Here is a 14695-nt window from a genome sequence, read left to right as displayed (position 1 = left end):
CAGCCGAAGCCGAAGCCGAAGCCGAAGCCGAAGCCGAAGCCGAAGCCGAAGCCGAAGCCGAAGCCGAAGCCGAAGCCGAAGCCGAAGCCTGGCCTGCAGATGATTTGACGCAGCCACAAGCGCAGGAAGATTTCGATCCGGAGATGGTGGATATCTTCCTCGACGAGGCTGTGGACCTGATGGAAAGCGCTGGGCAGGCGCTGGATCGCTGGCTCGCCGATCCGTCCAACCAGATGGCGCTGTCGGCGCTGTTGCGCGATTTGCATACCCTCAAGGGTGGCGCTCGGATGGCGGCCATTCGCCCGATTGGTGATCTGGCGCACGAACTCGAGTCGCTTTACGAGGGGCTTTCCGATGGACGTTACGTCCATTCGGCCGAGCTGGCCGCGCTGCTCCAGCGCAGTCACGACCATCTGGCGCTGCAGCTCGAGCAGCTGCAGCGCCAGCAGCCAATGAGCGGTGCCGAGGCGCTGATCGATGCGATGCGGGGGTTTCGCCAGGGAGGCAGCTTTCCAGTCGAGGAAATGACACCCGAGGCTCGGCCTGACAATGGCGATCTCGATCGCGGCCCCGACATATGCCCGAGCGCAACCGATGAGCTGTCCGGCCTGCCGGAGCAGGGCGAGCTTTCCGATACTGCCGAGCTGCCATTGCCGGAGCTCGATGAGCTTACGGTAGAGCAGAGCGATGAGGATGCAGCTAGCACTGAACCGATGCCGGATCCGTTGACGTTCGTCGAGGAGGTCGAGCTGGACCTGCCTGAAACCGATGATCGTTCTGCCCCTATCGACCCGGCGGAGACCGAGGCAAGCACCCCGGCCAATGAGCGGGATCCGGAACTGGTCGAGATTTTCCTGGAGGAAGGCTTCGACCTGCTGGAGAGTGCTGCTGGCGGCCTGCAGCGCTGGATGACCGATGTCGACAACAGTTTCGAGCTCGAAGCGCTACAGCGTGACCTGCATACCCTCAAGGGCGGTGCGCGGATGGCCGATATCGGTGAGGTCGGCGACCTGGCGCACGAACTTGAATACCTGTACGAGGGGCTTTGTGCCGGCCGCTATCGGGCCAGCCCCGAGCTGTTCGGGCTGCTGCAAGCCTGTCAGGACCGACTGGCCGAGATGCTCGAGGCCGTGCGTGCTCATCAACCGTTGCCGAAAGGCGATGGGTTGATCGAAACCATCAAGGCTTTTCGCGACAGCCCCGCCGAACAGCTGAGTATGCCCAGCAGCGTGTCGCTGAAGGCCGCGCAAGACGATGCTCCACAGACTGCTGAGGCCGAAATTCTCGATATTTTCGTCGAGGAGGCCGATGATCTGCTTGAGGACATGGAGGCAGCCCTTGGTCGCTGGGATGCGTGCCGCGACGATGCTGCACCGCTGGCTGACATGCTTCGCGTTCTGCATACACTCAAGGGCGGTGCGCGCCTTGCCGGGCAGGGTGCGCTGGGCAACCTGGCGCACGATCTGGAACAGCGCCTGAGCGAGGCCCAGCAGTCGGGGGCGCCCTGGCCGGACAGCCTGTTTCTCGATGTACAACAGGGATATGACGCACTGCTGAGGGATGTCGAGCAGCTGCGCGCCGGCCTAGCGGACGATGGCGCCGAGCAACCGCAGGAGGAGCCGGTCGAGGTTGATCAACCGCTCGGCCAGCCGGCGGCATTGCTACAGCCGATTGTCGCTGCCAGCGTCCAGCCGGCTGCAAGCCCCGCTCCGGCAAAGGTGCTGCCGTTCATTCGCCGCGCGCAGCAGGCGGCTCAGGAAGCTGCCGCACGGCGCGCACCACAGGAACTGGTGAAGGTACCGGCGGAGTTGCTGGAGGGGCTGGTCAACCTGGCCGGGGAAACCTCGATCTTCCGTGGCCGGGTGGAGCAGCAGGTCAGCGACGTCGGGTTCACGCTTGGCGAGATGGAAGCGACCATCGAGCGTGTCCGCGACCAGCTTCGCCGTCTGGACACGGAAACCCAGGCGCAGATTCTCAGCCGCTATCAGGCCGAAGCCGAGCGCGCTGGCTATGACGATTTCGATCCGCTGGAGATGGACCGCCATTCGCAGCTGCAGCAGCTTTCCCGTGCGCTGTTCGAGTCGGCCTCCGACTTGCTCGACCTGAAGGAAACCCTGGCGGCGCGCAACCGAGACGCTGAAACGTTGCTGCTGCAGCAGGCGCGGGTCAATACCGAGCTTCAGGAGGGCCTCATGCGCACCCGCATGGTGCCCTTCGAGCGCCTGGTGCCGCGTCTGCGCCGGATCGTTCGGCAGGTCGCTGGCGAGCTCGGAAAACAGGTCGAATTCATGGTCGGCAACGCAACCGGGGAGATGGATCGTAGCGTTCTTGAGCGCATCGTCGCGCCTCTCGAACACATGCTGCGCAACGCCGTCGACCACGGCATCGAGTCGGTCGAGCGGCGCCGGGCCGCCGGCAAGCCCGAGCAGGGCACGATCCGTCTGGACCTGGCGCGTGAAGGTGGCGATATCCTGCTGACCCTGGCGGATGACGGTGGCGGTATCAACCTGGAGGCGGTGCGGCGCAAGGCGATCGAGCGCGGCCTGATGTCCATTGGTAGCGATCTGTCCGAGCACGAGATTCTCCAGTTCATTCTCGAAGCCGGCTTCTCCACCGCCGAGCGCGTCACGCAGATCTCCGGCCGCGGCGTCGGCATGGACGTGGTGCACTCGGAGGTCAAGCAGCTCGGCGGCTCCATGAGCATCGAATCGACCCTCGGTCAGGGCACACGCTTCCTGATTCGCCTGCCATTCACGGTGTCGGTCAACCGGGCGCTGATGGTCTATTCCGGTGAGGATCTCTATGCGATTCCGCTGAATACCATCGAGGGCATCGTACGGGTCTCGCCGTACGAGCTGGAGGCCTACTACCAGCCGGATGCACCGCGTTTCGAGTACGCCGGGCAGGCGTACGAACTGCGCTACCTCGGTGATCTGCTGAACAACGGGCAGAAGCCGAAGCTGGTCGGACAGAGTCTGCCGCTGCCGGTGATCCTGGTGCGCTCGAAAGAGCACAGCGTCGCGGTGCAGGTCGACAGCCTGGCCGGCTCCCGCGAAATCGTGGTGAAGAGCCTCGGCCCGCAGTTTGCTGGTGTACATGGCATCTCCGGCGCGACCATCCTCGGTGACGGCCGCGTGGTGGTGATTCTCGACCTGCTGGCTACCATTCGCGTGCTGCATGCCCACCAGCTCACTCAACTGCATCAGCCTCGCCTGCTCGAGCTACCGCAGGAGCCCGTCGAGACGGAGAGCGAGCGGCCAACCCTGGTCATGGTCGTCGACGACTCGGTCACCGTGCGCAAGGTGACCAGCCGTCTGCTGGAGCGCAACGGCATGAACGTGCTGACCGCCAAGGACGGAGTGGACGCTATCACCCAGCTGCAGGAGCGCAAGCCGGACATCATGCTGCTAGATATTGAAATGCCGCGCATGGACGGTTTCGAGGTGGCCACGCTGGTGCGTCACGACGAGCGTCTGAAGGACCTGCCGATCATCATGATCACCTCGCGTACAGGCGAAAAACACCGCGATCGGGCGCTCGGCATCGGTGTCAACGAGTATCTGGGTAAGCCGTATCAGGAGTCTGTCCTGCTCGAAGCCATTCAGCGCCTGGTTCACGCCGATGTCTGACGTTCTCTCTGCACGCATAGCGGTACTAGCCGACACCTCGCTGCAGCGCCATGTGCTGCAGCAGGCGCTGACCGGCAGTGGCTATCAGGTCGTGCTGAACAACGACCCGGCGCGCCTGGAGCCGGCCGACCTGGACGGTACCGAGGCCGATCTTTGGCTGGTGGACCTAGCGCAGACCGAGGATTCGCCGCTGGTGGATGCGCTCCTGGAGCGAGATACCACGCGCGTGCTGTTCGGCGAAGGGCATGCACCGGAACGGCACTCCGAATTCTACCCGCGCTGGGAGCGCAGCCTGTTCAGCAAGCTCAAGCGCCTGGTGGGGGATCCGTCGCGTGCGGTGGGACCACGCCTGGGTGTGTTGCAGGGCGACGGGCAGGGGCTCGAGCGACTGACGCTGCCGGCGGTGTTCGCCGATTCGGCGCTGCATGTAGGCGAGCCAGCAGCTCAGGTCTGGTTGCTGGCTGCCTCGCTTGGTGGGCCTGAGGCTGTGAAGGCGTTTCTCGACGCTTTGCCGGGCGGGCTGCCGGTGGGTTTCATCTATGCCCAGCACATCGAGGCCAGCTTCGAATCGGCGCTGTCCCAGGCCGTGGGCCGGCACAGCCAATGGCAGGTGCGCCAGGTCCGTCCGGGTGAGCGGGTTCGCTGCGGCGAAGTGATCATCGCGCCGATCGGCGAGGAGCTGGGGTTCGAGGCCGACGGCCGCACGCGGCTGACCGGTCGCTGCTGGCCGGAGCCGTATAGTCCGTCGATCGATCAGATGATGCTGAACCTGGCGCAGCAGTTCGGCGAACGTTGCGGCATCATCGCCTTCAGTGGCATGGGCAGCGACGGCAGCGCGGCCGCCGCCTATGCCCTGCGCCAGGGCGCCAGGGTCTGGACGCAGCGGGCCGACTCCTGCGCCTGCTCGAGCATGCCGGACAATCTTCGCGAGGGTGGCTACAGCTCCTACAGTGGCGATCCTCGCGAACTGGCCCAGGCGCTGGTCAATCATTTGGTGAATCAGGTCGGTACGACCACCACGTCTTTACTACGGAATAACTCATGAGTCAGATGGTCGTTTCTCAGGACGCGGAAAGCCTCACCGGGCTGCTGATGCCGCTTGCCGACCGCATGTTGCTGGTACCCAACGTCGCGGTGGCCGAGCTGATTCCGTACCGCGCGCCGCAGGCCGCCGAGGGCATGCCGGCCTGGTTTCTCGGTCAGGTGCAGTGGCGCGACCTGAGCCTGCCGCTGCTGTCGTTCGAGGCAGCGTCTACCGGGCAGCCGCCATCGGTTGGCCAGACTGCCCGGGTAGCTGTGCTCAACGCGGTGGGTGGGCGCGAACACGTCAAGTTCATCGCATTGCTGGTGCAGGGTATTCCGCATTCGATAAAGGTGGATACCAGTCTGGCTCGAGCGGATGCGGCGCTTGCTCCGCTGGAGCTGGACGCTGTCGACCTGGGCGATATGCAGGCGCGCATTCCCGATCTGGTCGGCCTGGAGCAGCAGCTGGCGGATGCCGGGCTGATCTGAGCACGCCTGGGTGCTAGAAGTCTCCCCATAGCTGCTGCGCCACGCTCAGCGCCACCACCGGCGCCGTTTCGGTGCGCAGAACCCGCGGCCCCAGCCGCGCCGGAAGAAAGCCCTGCCCAGCAGCCTGTTCGACTTCGCTCTGGCTCAGGCCACCCTCCGGACCGATCAAAAACGCCAGGCTTTGCGGCTTGGTATGGCTCGCCAGCGGCTCGGCCACCGGGTGCAGCACGAGCTTGAGGTCGGCCTCGACGGCCAGCCAGTCGCGAAGCGCAACCGGTGAATGGATGATCGGCAGGACCGAACGGCCACACTGCTCGCAGGCGCTGATGGCGATCTGCCGCCAGTGGGCCAGACGCTTGTCGGCCCGCTCATCGTTGAGGCGCACTTCACACCGCTCGCTGATTAGCGGCGTGATCTCGCTGACGCCTAGCTCGGTGGCCTTCTGGATCGCCCAGTCCATGCGCTCGCCGCGCGACAGGCCCTGCCCGAGGTGTATCTGCAGCGGTGATTCCGGCATCCCGGCCAGGCGTTCGTGCAACTCGACGCTAACGCGCTTCTTGCCGACCTCCGTCAGCTCGCCGCGATACTCCTGGCCGCTGCCATCAAAAAGCTGCACCACGCTGCCGGTCGACAGGCGCAGGACTCGCCCGATGTAGTGGGCCGCCGCCTCGGGGAGTGCATGCTGGCCGAGGGAAAGGGGGGCGTCGACGAAGAAGCGGGATAGGCGCATAGGGCAACGGCAGGGCGAGGTGGATGAGGCTGCAAGTCTAAAGCATCGGCGGTCCGGTCAGCAGACCGCCGCACACTTACGTGACTTCAGCCCGGATCGCGGAAATCCGGATACGGCCCCGCCGGCACCGAAACCTGTGCACTGTCGCGCGTGGCGATGTCGATACCCTCGCTGGCCACGGTGGCGAGAAAATCGATCTGTTCTTCAGTAATGCAATACGGCGGCAGGAAATACACCACGCTACCGAGCGGCCGCAGCAGGGCGCCGCGCTGCAGTGCGTGCTCATAGACCTTGAGGCCGCGACGCTCCTGCCACGGATAGGCCGCGCGAGTGGGCTTGTCCTGCACCATTTCAATGGCCAGTGCCATGCCGGTCTGGCGCACCTCGGCCACGTGCGGGTGATCGGCCAGGTGCGCGGTGGCGCTGGCCATGCGCGCGGCCAGGGCCCTGTTCGCTTCGATGACATTGTCCTCGGCGAAAATGTCCAGCGTCGCCAGCGCGGCGGCACAGGCCAGCGGGTTGCCGGTGTAGGTGTGCGAATGGAGGAAGGCTCGTAGGGTCGAGTAGTCGTCGTAGAACGCCTGGTACAGCTTGTCTGTGGTGAGCACCGCAGCCATCGGCAGGTAGCCGCCGGTAAGGGCCTTGGACAGGCAGAGGAAATCCGGTGTGATGCCGGCCTGCTCGCAGGCGAACATGGTGCCGGTGCGACCGAAGCCGACGGCGATCTCGTCATGGATGAGGTGTACCTCGTAGCGGTCGCAGGCTTCGCGCAGCAGCTTGAGGTAGACCGGGTGATACATGCGCATGCCGCCGGCGCCTTGGATCAGCGGTTCGACGATGACCGCGGCGATGTCCTGATGATGCTCGGCCAGGGTCTGCTCCATGTGCGCGAACATCTGCCGCGAATGCTCTTCCCAGCTCATGCCCTCGGGGCGCAGGTAGCAGTCCGGGCTCGGCACCTTGAAGGTGTCCAGCAGCAGAGGCTTGTAGGTGTCGGTGAAGAGCGCGACGTCGCCCACCGACATGGCGGCAACGGTTTCGCCGTGATAGCTGTTGGTCAGCGTGACGAAGCGCTGTTTGCGCTCGCGGCCACTGTTGCGCCAGTAGTGGAAGCTCATCTTCAGCGCCACCTCGATGCCGGTGGAGCCGTTGTCGGTGTAGAACACGCGCTCCAGGCCGGCCGGCGTCAAGGCGACCAGCCGCTCCGACAGTTCCACCACCGGCTGGTGGCTGAAGCCGGCGAGCATCACGTGCTCGAGCTGGTCGACCTGGTCCTTGATGCGTTGGTTGATGCGCGGGTTGGCATGGCCGAACACGTTGACCCACCAGGAACTCACCGCGTCCAGGTAACGCTTGCCGTCGAAATCCTCCAGCCACACGCCGTCGCCGCGGCGGATGGGGATCAGCGGTAACTGCTCGTGGTCCTTCATCTGGGTGCAGGGATGCCAGAGCACGGCGAGGTCGCGTTGCATCCAGCTGTCGTTCAGGCTCATGGTTGGTCCTCCGCAGTGAGTCGCGAAGCCTAGCAGAACTTGCAAGTGACACTCGATGCGATCAGTTATCGATTTACTCGATGCTTCAAAGCGAAAAAATGCGCTCTATTCCGATAGGTAACCGGCTAGGCTTCTAACCCTCGAAATTGAAGGATGGATTCGATGCGCTGGCGCAACTCTTCCACGCACTACGGGCTGACCAGTATCGCGTTGCACTGGCTGGTGGCCGTCGCGGTCTTCGGATTATTCGCCCTGGGCTTCTGGATGGTCGGGCTTAACTACTACAGCAGCTGGTACCGCACCGCGCCGGACCTGCACAAGAGCATTGGCATCGTGTTGTTTCTGATCATGCTGCTGCGGATGCTCTGGCGCTTCATCAGTCCGGCACCGGGGCCGTTGGCAAGCCAGGGCCGGCTAACTCAGAGGGCTGCCAAGCTTGGGCATGGGCTGCTCTACCTCGGCCTGTTCGTCGTCATGATCTCCGGCTACCTGATTTCCACTGCCGACGGCCGGCCAATCGGTGTGTTCGGCCTGTTCGACGTGCCGGCGCTCATCACCTCCATTCCGGACCAGGCCGATCGCGCCGGGCTGGTTCACGAGTATGTCGCCTGGGCGCTGGTGATCTTTGCCGTCGTACATGCCCTGGCCGCGCTCAAGCACCATTTCATCGACCGCGATGCGACGCTCAGGCGCATGCTCGGTTTCAATGCCGATTAATCATCAAAGACAGGAGAATCACTGATGCTCAAGAAAACCCTCGCGGCACTGATCCTTGGGTCCGCACTGGTCGGCGGCCAGGCATTCGCGGCCGATTACGCCATCGACAAGGAAGGCCAGCATGCCTTCGTCAACTTCAAGATCAGCCACCTTGGTTACAGCTGGCTGTGGGGCACCTTCAACGACTTCGACGGCGACTTCAGCTTCGATGCGGCCAAGCCGGAGGAGAGCAAGGTCAACGTCACGCTGAAGACCGCCAGCGTCGACACCAATCATGCCGAGCGTGACAAGCATCTGCGCAGCGATGACTTCCTCAATGTCGCCAAGCACCCGACGGCCACCTTCGAGTCGACGTCGGTGAAGTCCACCGGCGAGGGCACCGCCGACATCACCGGCAACCTGACCCTCAACGGCGTGACCAAGCCGGTGGTGATCGCCGCCAGGTTCATTGGCGAAGGCAAGGACCCGTGGGGTGGCTATCGTGCCGGCTTCGAAGGCAGCACGACGCTGACCCTCAAGGACTTCGACATCAAGATGGATCTCGGCCCTGCCTCGCAGACGGTCGACCTGATCATCTCCGTCGAAGGTGTGCGCAAGTAAGCCCTGTTTCGGGTTGACGAACGCCGGCACCACGCCGGCGTTCTGCTTTGCGAAGGTCGCTCACCGCTGACTGGACAGGACACACCGCAATGTCTGGAATGCACGTTTCGCAACATTTAACCGGGTCAGTGGGAGGTTTTGGCGGTTTACAGACAGTGATGGATGTAAGTATATTCCGGTCCATTCTGCTATCCGCATCTGCGGCGTGCTTTGCTCATTCCCGCCTGCCGGTTTTCAAGAGGTCTATCCATGTCGATCAAGTCAGCCAGTGCTGCCCTGATGTCCATTCTCGCCGTGGCTGTTTTCCTGGCCGGCTGCCAGGAGGAAACCGCGCCACCGGCGCAGCAGAAGCCCAAGGTAGGCATCGTGACCGTGCAGACGGAACCGTTCGCGGTGACCACTGATCTGCCTGGCCGCACACGCGCCTACCGCATTGCCGAAGTACGGCCCCAGGTCAATGGCATCATCCAGAAGCGTCTGTTCACCGAAGGCAGTGACGTCAAGGCCGGGCAGCAGCTGTACCAGATCGATGCCTCGGTCTATGAAGCTACCCTGAAAAGCGCTCAGGCCAGCCTGGCTTCCAGCAAGTCGCTGGCTGACCGCTATGCCGAGCTGGTCAAGGATCAGGCTGTCAGCAAGCAGGCCTATGACGAGGCCCGCGCAGCCAGCCTGCAGGCCGAAGCGGAGCTGGAGCGCGCGCGCATCGACCTGCGCTACACCAAGGTGCTGGCGCCCATCTCCGGCCGCATTGGCCGTTCCGCCGTCACCGAAGGTGCGCTGGTCAGCAATGGCCAGGCGCAGGAGCTGGCGACCATTCAGCAGCTCGATCCGATTTATGTCGATGTCACCCAGCCTGCCCGTGATCTCTTGGCGCTGCGCCGCGATCTGGCCGAAGGCCGGCTGCAGAAGTCCGGCGAGAACGCCGCGCGGGTCAGCCTGAAACTGGAAGATGGCAGCGATTACGGCCATGAGGGCAAGCTCGAATTCAGCGAAGTGACGGTCGACCCTGGTACCGGCTCGGTGACCCTGCGCGCCGTCTTCCCCAATCCGGACAAGATTCTGTTGCCGGGCATGTTCGTCCATGCGCAGCTGGTGGCAGGCCTCAAGAGCGAGGCGATGCTGGTGCCGCAGCAAGGCGTGACACGCAACGCCAAGGGTGAACCGACCGCGATGGTGGTCAACGCGGAGAACAAGGTCGAGCTGCGCACGATCAAGACCGAGCGCGCGGTCGGCAACCGCTGGCTGGTCGGCGATGGCTTGCAGCCCGGTGATCGCGTGATCACCGAGGGGTTGCAGTTCATCCAGCCGGGTGTGGAGGTCGAGGTGGCGCCGGCGACCAACGTCGATAATCGGGGGGTGAGCGCACAGCCCCAAGGCCAAGAAGGCTGAGGGGTTACTAGTTCATGTCCAGATTTTTCATCGACCGGCCGATCTTCGCCTGGGTAATCGCCCTGGTGATCATGCTCGCCGGCGGCCTGTCCATCCTCAAGCTGCCGGTCAACCAGTACCCGAGCATCGCCGCGCCTGCCGTCGGCATCTCCGTCAGCTATCCGGGCGCCTCGGCGCAGACGGTGCAGGACACCGTGGTGCAGGTCATCGAGCAGCAGCTCAACGGCATCGACGGGCTGCGCTACATCTCCTCGGAAAGCAACTCCGACGGCAGCATGTCGATCACCGTGACCTTCGATCAGGGCACCAATCCCGATATCGCCCAAGTCCAGGTGCAGAACAAGCTGCAGCTGGCGACCCCGTTGCTGCCGCAGGAAGTCCAGCAGCAGGGCATCCGTGTGACCAAGGCGGTGCGCAACTTCCTGATCGTCATCGGCCTGGTCTCCACCGACGGCAGCCTCGACCAGCGTGACCTGGCGAATTACATCGTCGCCAACATGCAGGACCCGATCTCGCGGACCAAGGGTGTGGGCGACTTCCAGGTGTTCGGTGCCCAGTACGCGATGCGCATCTGGCTCGACCCGGCCAAGCTGAACAACTTCAGCCTGACACCGGTGGATGTCAGCGCGGCGATCCAGGCACAGAACGTCCAGGTCTCGTCCGGCCAGCTCGGTGGTTTGCCGGCGCTGCCGGGCCAGCAGCTCAATGCCACGGTTATCGGCAAGACTCGTCTGCAGACTCCTGAGCAGTTCCGCAACATCCTGCTCAAGGTCAACGCCGACGGCTCGCAGGTGCGCCTGGGTGATGTCGCCAAGGTCGAGCTGGGCGGTGAGAACTACTCGGTCAGCGCGCATTTCAACGGCAAGCCGGCTGCCGGCCTGGCGTTGAAACTGGCCACCGGCGCCAACGCGCTGGATACCGTCGAAGGCGTGCGCAAGACCATCGACGAGCTCAAGCCGTTCTTCCCGCCGGGCGTCGAGGTGGTCTATCCGTACGACACCACGCCGGTCATTTCCGCATCCATCACCGGGGTCATGCACACGCTGCTCGAGGCGTTCGTGCTGGTGTTCCTGGTGATGTACCTGTTCCTGCAGAACTTCCGCGCGACGCTGGTGCCGACGCTGGCGGTGCCGGTGGTGCTGCTGGGTACCTTCGGCGTGCTGGCGGTGTTTGGCTTCAGCATCAACACGTTGACCATGTTCGCCATGATCCTGGCGATCGGCCTGCTAGTGGACGACGCCATCGTGGTGGTGGAAAACGTCGAGCGGGTGATGCGCGAGGAGGGCCTCTCGCCGCTGGAAGCCACGCGCAAGTCCATGGGCCAGATCCAGGGCGCGCTGATCGGCATCGGCGTGGTGCTGTCGGCGGTACTGCTGCCGATGGCCTTCTTCGGCGGATCGACCGGGGTCATCTACCGGCAGTTCTCGATCACCATCGTATCGGCGATGGTGCTCTCGGTGCTGATGGCGCTGATCTTCACTCCGGCCCTCTGCGCGACGCTGCTCAAGCCGATCGACAAGGATGACCATCACGAGAAGCGCGGTTTCTTCGGCTGGTTCAATCGCACCTTCGATCGTAGCGTCAACGGCTACGAGCGGGGCGTACGGGGCGTGCTCAAGCGCAAGGCGCCATTCCTGCTGCTCTACGTGCTGATCGTCGGCGTGATGGTGGTGCTGTTCAGCCGCATCCCGACCGCGTTCCTGCCCGAAGAGGATCAGGGTGTACTGTTCGCCCAGGTGATGACACCGTCGGGCTCGACTGCCGAACGCACCCAGCAGAGCATCGACGCCATGCGTCGCTACCTCTTGGAAGAAGAAGGCGACATCGTCCGTTCGGTGTTCACCGTGACCGGCTTCAGTTTTGCCGGCCGGGGCCAGAGTTCGGGTATCGCCTTCATCGGCCTCAAGCCGTGGAGCGAGCGCACCGACAAAGAAGACAGCGTATTCGCCCTGGCGCAGCGGGCGCAGCAGCATTTCGCCAGTTTCCGCGACGCCCAGGTGTTCGCCTTCGCGCCGCCGGCGGTGATGGAGCTGGGTAACGCCACCGGCTTCAACCTGTACCTGCAGGATCGCGCCGGTGTCGGCCAGCAGGTGCTGCAGCAGGCGCGGGACAAGTTCCTGCAGCTGGCCAGCCAGAGCCCGGTGCTGACCCGCGTGCGGCCCAACACCCTGCGCGACGAGCCGCAGTATCAGATCCTCATCGACGACGAGAAGGCGCGTGTGTTGGGCATTTCCCTGGCAGATATCAACAGCACGCTGTCGATCGCTTGGGGTGGTCGCTACGTCAACGACTTCATCGACCGCGGTCGGGTGAAGAAGGTCTACCTGCAGGGCATCCCCAGTGCGCGGATGAATCCCGAGGACCTGGAGAAGTGGTACGTGCGCAACGATGCTGGCGAGATGGTGCCGTTCAGTGCCTTCGCCACGGGCGAGTGGACCTACGGCTCGCCGAAGCTGTCGCGTTTCAACGGCGTAAGTGCGATCGAGATGCTCGGCGAGCCGGCACCTGGCTACAGCTCGGGCGATGCCATGGCCGAGGTGGAGCGCATCGCCGCTCAGCTGCCGCCGGGGGTGGGCTATTCCTGGACCGGGCAATCCTATGAGGAGCGGCTGGCAGGCTCGCAGACGCTGGCGCTCTATGCCCTGTCGCTGCTGGTGGTGTTCCTCTGCCTGGCGGCCTTGTACGAGAGCTGGTCGATTCCGTTCTCGGTCATGCTGGTGGTGCCGCTGGGTATTGTTGGGGCGCTTGCCTTCACGCTGGCGCGTGGATTGTCCAACGAGGTGTTCTTCCAGGTCGGTCTGGTCACCACTATCGGCCTGTCGGCGCGTAACGCGATCCTCATCGTCGAGTTCGCCAAGGCGCTGCACGAGCAGGGCATGAGCTATGCGGACGCCGCCTTGCGTGCCTGCCGTATGCGTCTGCGCCCGATCATCATGACCTCCCTGGCGTTCATTCTCGGCGTGGTGCCGCTCGCCATCGCCTCCGGCGCGGGTGCCGGCAGCAAGCACGCCATCGGTACCGGGGTGATCGGCGGCATGCTCACCGCGGCGGTGCTGGCAATCTTCTGGATTCCGTTGTTCTACGTGATGATCTGCTCGTTCTTCGATCGCACGGATTCCGCCAGCGAAGGTGTGAAGGAGGATTCGTTGTGAACAAGTCTCTGTTGAGTCTCGCGCTCGTGGCGGCGCTGAGTGGCTGCTCGCTGATCCCCGAGTATCAGCGTCCGGATGCGCCGGTCCCGGCCGACTGGCCGCAGGGCGAAGCCTATTCGAAGGCATCCCCCGAGGCTCGGGCGCAGGCGCTCGGCTGGCGCGAGTTCTTCCGTGATCCGGCGCTGCAGCAGCTGATCGAGGTCGCGCTGGAGAACAACCGCGACCTGCGCGTCGCCGCGCTGAACGTCGATGCCTACCGTGCGCTTTACCGCGTGCAGCGCGCCGATGTGCTGCCGGCGGTGAGCGCCGATGGCGCTGGCACCCGCAGCCGTACACCGGGCGATCTGAACATGAGCGGCGAGCCGGCCATCAGCAGTCAGTACAGCGCCACCTTCGGCGTGTCCTGGGAGCTGGATCTGTTCGGCCGCCTGCGCAGCCTGCGCGACCAGGCCCTGGAAGAGTTCTTCGCCAGCGAGGCCGCGCAGCGCAGCACGCAGATCAGCCTGATCGCCAGTGTCGCCAATGCCTGGCTGACGTTGCAGGCCGATCAGGCGCTGCTGCAGGTCACCCGCGATACGCTCAAGACCTACGAGGAAAGCCTGGGCCTGACTCAGCGCAGCTTCGATGTCGGTGTCGCCTCGGCGCTGGAGCTGCGCCAGGCGCGCAGTGCAGTGGACAGTGCGCGGGTGAGTATCGAGCAGTACACGCGTCTGGTGGCGCAGGATCGCAACGCACTGACGTTGTTGCTGGGGCAGGCATTGCCGACCGGTCTGCCGGCAGACGATCGGTTGGAGCGGACCCAGCTGGCACCGTTGCCGGTCGGACTGCCCTCGGATCTGCTGCAGCAGCGCCCTGACATCCTGCAGGCGGAGTATCAGCTGCGCGCGGCCAACGCCAGCATCGGCGCGGCGCGCGCGGCCTTCTTCCCGCGCATCAGCCTGACCGGTGCGGCAGGTACCGCCAGCCGTGAGCTGTCCGGCTTGTTCGACGGCGGTTCCGGTTACTGGAGTTTCTCGCCGAGCATCAGCGTGCCGATCTTCAATGCCGGCCAGTTGCGGGCGAATCTGGACTACGCAGAGATCAGCAAGAACATTCAGGTGGCGCAGTACGAGAAGGCGATCCAGACCGCATTCCGCGAAGTGGCCGATGGCCTCGCGGCGCAGGCCACCTACACCCGCCAGGTGCAGGCGCAGCGCGATCTGCTGGCGACCAGCGAGGACTACTACAACCTTGCCGAGCGCCGTTATCGCACAGGCGTGGACAGCTATCTGACCGTGCTCGATGCGCAGCGCCAGTTGTTCAGTGTGCAGCAGCAGCTGATCAGCGATCGCCTCGCGCAGATGACCAGCGAGGTCAATCTGTTCAAGGCCCTGGGCGGTGGCTGGCAGGAAACGCTGCAGGCGGCGCCCGCCGAGGGCTGAGTGACATCGACGGCTGTCCCCGGTCCTGGGGAATGGTCGTCGAGTGGATAAA

General features: G+C 64.3%; 10 protein-coding genes. 8 read left to right on the top strand and 2 right to left on the bottom strand.

Features of this window, described 5'->3' with window-relative positions:
- From NAO55_RS10050 to NAO55_RS10040, 3 genes are all read left to right on the top strand, one after another.
- Positions 1-3629: hybrid sensor histidine kinase/response regulator (locus tag NAO55_RS10050; RefSeq protein ID WP_256070153.1), on the top strand; the 3629-nt coding region annotated here is incomplete at its 5' end.
- The gene (locus NAO55_RS10045; RefSeq protein ID WP_102838891.1) at positions 3622-4674 is read left to right on the top strand and encodes a chemotaxis protein CheB; all 1053 of its coding nucleotides are present in this window, start codon (positions 3622-3624) and stop codon (positions 4672-4674) included. The genes NAO55_RS10050 and NAO55_RS10045, both read left to right, overlap by 8 nt.
- On the top strand, positions 4671-5141 hold the full coding sequence (locus tag NAO55_RS10040) for a chemotaxis protein CheW (protein ID WP_102838890.1): 471 nt from the start codon (positions 4671-4673) through the stop codon (positions 5139-5141). Before NAO55_RS10045 ends, NAO55_RS10040 begins: the two co-directional genes overlap by 4 nt.
- 13 nt (positions 5142-5154) lie before the next feature.
- Here the strand turns inward: NAO55_RS10040 and NAO55_RS10035 are convergent, their stop codons facing one another.
- On the bottom strand, positions 5155-5871 hold the full coding sequence (locus NAO55_RS10035) for a 16S rRNA (uracil(1498)-N(3))-methyltransferase (RefSeq protein ID WP_102838889.1): 717 nt from the start codon (positions 5869-5871) through the stop codon (positions 5155-5157).
- 86 nt (positions 5872-5957) lie between these two features.
- Entirely contained in the window at positions 5958-7364 is a 1407-nt protein-coding gene (locus NAO55_RS10030) for an adenosylmethionine--8-amino-7-oxononanoate transaminase (protein ID WP_102838888.1), read from the bottom strand.
- A 162-nt stretch (positions 7365-7526) separates the two neighbouring features.
- On the opposite strand from NAO55_RS10030, the gene NAO55_RS10025 reads away from it, so the two are divergent.
- The 5 genes from NAO55_RS10025 (at position 7527) to adeC (ending at position 14643) form a co-directional block, all read left to right on the top strand.
- On the top strand, positions 7527-8081 hold the full coding sequence (locus NAO55_RS10025) for a cytochrome b (protein ID WP_102838887.1): 555 nt from the start codon (positions 7527-7529) through the stop codon (positions 8079-8081).
- Between the two features lie 24 nt (positions 8082-8105).
- On the top strand, positions 8106-8681 hold the full coding sequence (locus NAO55_RS10020; protein ID WP_102838886.1) for a YceI family protein: 576 nt from the start codon (positions 8106-8108) through the stop codon (positions 8679-8681).
- Positions 8682-8930: 249 nt separating this feature from the next.
- Positions 8931-10070: an efflux RND transporter periplasmic adaptor subunit gene (locus NAO55_RS10015; protein WP_102838885.1), complete on the top strand. Its 1140-nt coding sequence runs from the start codon at positions 8931-8933 to the stop codon at positions 10068-10070.
- Between the two features lie 14 nt (positions 10071-10084).
- Positions 10085-13222 (top strand): efflux RND transporter permease subunit, encoded by a 3138-nt coding sequence (locus NAO55_RS10010; protein WP_102838884.1) that lies wholly within the window; start codon positions 10085-10087, stop codon positions 13220-13222.
- Entirely contained in the window at positions 13219-14643 is a 1425-nt protein-coding gene (adeC, locus tag NAO55_RS10005) for an AdeC/AdeK/OprM family multidrug efflux complex outer membrane factor (RefSeq protein ID WP_102838883.1), read from the top strand. Before NAO55_RS10010 ends, adeC begins: the two co-directional genes overlap by 4 nt.
- Positions 14644-14695 lie beyond the last annotated feature (52 nt).

Source organism: Stutzerimonas frequens, assembly GCF_024448335.1.
Classification (GTDB): Bacteria; Pseudomonadota; Gammaproteobacteria; order Pseudomonadales; family Pseudomonadaceae; genus Stutzerimonas; species Stutzerimonas frequens.
Note: the sequence above shows the minus strand (reverse complement) of the source record. Positions and strands in the feature narration are given on the sequence as shown.